Source organism: Candidatus Binatia bacterium (genome assembly GCA_029248525.1).
In the GTDB taxonomy this organism is placed as follows: domain Bacteria; phylum Desulfobacterota; class Binatia; order UBA12015; family UBA12015; genus UBA12015.
Genome location: JAQWJE010000001.1, coordinates 1 through 3,626, shown reverse-complemented (window position 1 = coordinate 3,626; position 3,626 = coordinate 1). Strand labels below are relative to the sequence as shown.

The window sequence follows — 3,626 nt, the reverse complement described above, 5'->3', positions numbered from 1 at the left end:
GCTGGGAATTACGATGCCGGCTGGGCCCGGACGCGGAGGAAACGGAGGGCGCGGAGGACGCGGCTCCGGTCGCCGCAAAAAATACGTCTACGACCACCGCTGCCCGGTGTGTCAGAACCACCGCACCTCGGGACGCGTGGTGCGAAGCTGGCGATGCGGTCCCTGCGTGGACGCCGGGATGAAGGGTGAGCTTGTGGTGACGCGTTTTGAGCGCGCGGGCCGCGTCGGGCGCAGCCGGCAGGCAGGACTCGCAAAGCTCACCCCCTACGCCGGGCTCAGCAGGCTGCGCCGGCTTTTCCCGGGGCGCTGAGATCGTGTCACCCTGAAGCCGATGATCTCGCCTCGCTGTAATTCCCCGCACTGCTTCCTCGCTATGCTTCCTCGCGGCGCTTCCTCGCGGTGCCCTTCGCGGTGCTTCCTCGCGGTGCCCTTCGCGGCGCTTCCTCGCCTTGAACCCCGCTTGAGTTGCCTTGGCCGACCCTGATAGACGAGTCCATCCGTCCGGACCGAGCCAGACGAGTTGACCAAGGAGCTTCCATGTCCCAGACCAAACGTATTGCCGGCTACAGCCGGGGCCTCCCCCTGTTCTTCGCCATGATCATCGCGACCAGCTTGCTTGCCTCGTGCGGCGACAGCGTCACCCCCTGGCTCGACCGTGCCGATTGCCCCGAGACCATCAACACGCCCAAGCAGTATGCTGCAGCCGTAAAGGAGTTCCGCGCGCCGCCGGAGTTCTGCATCTCGCCCGAGCTGTTCGTGACCTCGCTGCAAGGCGGCAGCCGCCTCTATCCGGAGGATTTTGATTACGCCTGGGCCAACAGCAGCACCAATGCCCATCGCTATCTGGAGCTGAACAAGCGCTGGGGCCAGTCAGGTGACGGCCCGACCCTGATCAAGATGTTGACCGCGATCCAGTCGTTCATCGGCTTCGGCATCACCGCGCCCAGCTCGCCCGATGATTGGCACCCCGGATCGCAATCGATGCAGATCGCGGTCTATACGTTGCCCAAGAAGATCAAGGCGCAGGTGCCCGCATTCGAGAACTGGGCCCGGATCGCCGAGATCGACTACGATATCGTGGTGCCCGCGGAATTGGGCGAAATGATGATCGAGCCCTACACCACGATGCGCCCGGGGCAGAGCGTGGTCGATGTCTTTACCGACCTGACCGGTTGTGACGGCGAAGGCACCTACCCGTATCGCAGCTGGCCGATTGTGTACGATATGCAGGTGCGGGACGGCGTGCTTTTCACCATCCCGTCCAACACCTGCGACCCGGAAGTCCGCGCCGCCATGCTCGCCGGATCGACCTGCAAGGTCGGCAGCAGCAACGGAACGGTCGACTGCGAGACCACCAGCGAGGAATGCTTCATCGGATTCCGAGACCGCTACTATTCACAAAGAATTGGCAATCTACGTCCGCAGGATACGCTCGAGGATCTGCTCGGCCCGCTGCGCGCCGCGATCTCGTATTGCCAAGACGCCAACCCGTTCAACACCGGCGTGGGCCTGGGATTCAACACCGCCGCCAACCCGTTCTCACGCAAGCCGTGGGCGGAGCAAACGGTCAGCGATCGCTACACCGGCCGCGAGTTCATCGTGCCCAACCTGCGCCTCAAGGACCTCCCCTCGCACAAGATCGTCACCTTCCCGCCGCTGGACAAGGAGGCGTGCAAGGCAATCGAAGGCGCAACCTCTGACACGCACGACTCGTACGGGCGCGAGGAGTGCAACTTCGAGGCCTCGGGCGAAGGGACCTATGACTTCCTGACGGAGGGGTATGGGTTTTACGAGCGCGAGTGATGCGTGGGTGCGGTGGGGTTTGGAACTCGCGCGTCCCGTGGCGTGGGCCCCGGCCTCTACTTGCGGGAAGGCTTACTCGGACGCTTGGCCACCTTGCTTCGTCCTCGCACAGACGGCCTCACCCGGACGGGGGCCTTTGTCTCGCAGATTTCCGGGAGCGGTATCTGACCCGAACCCACTGACCTGCTGCCTGCGCTTTTACTGCCCGGAACTATTCGAATCTCCAAAAAATCCGCGCCGGGCTGTCTGGCGAGGATGAGAGTATCACCCGCCCGCGCGCGACTCTCTCGAAAAAACCGAGACATCTGAGTGATCCGGTGCTCACGGCGCGTGCCCCGGGGCTCGTGCAACGCGTTGTTGTAAAAAACGTATCGGAATTTCCATTCGCGCGAGTTTTCGTCGCGCACAATTACCACTGCCTCCGGGTTTTTCACGCCCGAAGCCAACGGGGGAAGCAATCCCGGCATTTCCCAAGCGCGACGAGGAACATGAATCCCCGACTGATGGGAACCCCGTTCGCCGGTGTCATTCGCCGTCAAGACCTTCAAGAAGACCAGTTTTGAACCCGATGAAGTTCGGACCATAGAGCTGGATCCAATATCGAATCGCAACCAACCTGCCAAACAACGCGCACGGCATTCGATTTTTGGGAGTCAAAAAGACGACAGGATGTCCTTTTACTGGAATTTTCGAGCATTTAATTGTATCCCGCAACGGGCGTCCCCTTCGACCAACGAGCGCATGAAGGATACGGAGAACTATGGGCTGGCACTTCCAGGAACACGACGGCTACGATGATATCGATCAGTCCGCGTCCGCTGAAGCTTTCACAGGCGGGTCTATCAAGGACCTCTCCACGGCGATCGTGCGCGAAGGCGTCCAGAACGCACTGGATGCCAAAAACAGACGCTCAAAGGGCCCTGTGCGAATTCGCATGCGCCTCGGTACTTGCACGGGCGGCGTCAAGGGCCTTAACAACCGCTGGTTCAAGAACCTGCACGACCACATGTCCGTGCCGAACTCAGGCGCTCCGGAGGCACCCTCCGAAGAGGAACGTTGCGCATACCTCGTGTTCGAAGACTTCAATACCCGCGGCCTCACCGGCGATTTCCGTGCGCAATATCAACCAGGACAGAAAAATGACTTCGTCAATTTCATGTACCACGACGGCATTTCGGGAAAGGGCACTCAATCACTCGGCAGTCGGGGCGTTGGCAAGATCGTCTTCACCATGGCGAGTCGGGCACGCACCATCTTTGCCCTGACCGTCCCGCAAACAACCAAGGCCCCACTTCTGGTCGGCAAGAGCTTGCTCCGATTCCGGGAAGTTGGCGGCAGTCTTTACTCCGCGCGGTCGTACTTCCTGAAAAAGTGGAATTCGGGACAAGCTCGCGAACCCATCGATGATCCGAAGCTCATCGAGCGGTTTCGTGAAGATTTCGGACTGGAACGAACCCTCGAGCCCGGGTTGAGCATCGTGGTACCCTTCCTTGACGGTTCCGTAAATTCCGACAATCTCTACGACGCACTGCTTCAGGAATACAGCTTCGCGATCCTCAAGGATGCCCTCCGGTTCGAGATCGAGGAGGGTGAGGAAATCTTCCTCGCAGACCAGAAAACTTTCCCGGAAATCGAGTTTGCCGACGAGGACCTGTCGGCCACAATCGCGCTGCAGCAGTGGGCTCTTGCAACTGATCGCCCCGAACTCGAGACCGAAGCACCGAAACCCGAGAAGAAACAGTTCCTGACGGAAGACCTTGTGAGCGAAGAAATACGCGAACGAATCCGTGAGGCACTCGACTCCGGAGGCAGAGTGTCCATCC

3 protein-coding genes are annotated in these 3,626 nt (G+C 60.6%); all 3 read left to right on the top strand.

Annotation, left to right across the window (positions count from 1 at the left end; genetic code table 11):
- Nucleotides 1-310, top strand: a 310-nt coding sequence (locus tag P8K07_00015; GenBank protein MDG1956903.1) for a hypothetical protein, incomplete at its 5' end; no start/stop codon positions are given.
- A 227-nt stretch (nucleotides 311-537) separates the two neighbouring features.
- On the top strand, nucleotides 538-1,803 hold the full coding sequence (locus P8K07_00010; GenBank protein ID MDG1956902.1) for a hypothetical protein: 1,266 nt from the start codon (nucleotides 538-540) through the stop codon (nucleotides 1,801-1,803).
- A 760-nt stretch (nucleotides 1,804-2,563) separates the two neighbouring features.
- Nucleotides 2,564-3,626, top strand: a 1,063-nt coding sequence (locus P8K07_00005) for a hypothetical protein (GenBank protein MDG1956901.1), incomplete at its 3' end; no start/stop codon positions are given.

What these genes read in the sequence shown, in the direction of transcription:
- P8K07_00010 (MDG1956902.1), top strand. Translation starts at nt 538, where the DNA reads ATGTCCCAGACCAAACGTATTGCCGGCTACAGCCGGGGCCTCCCCCTG.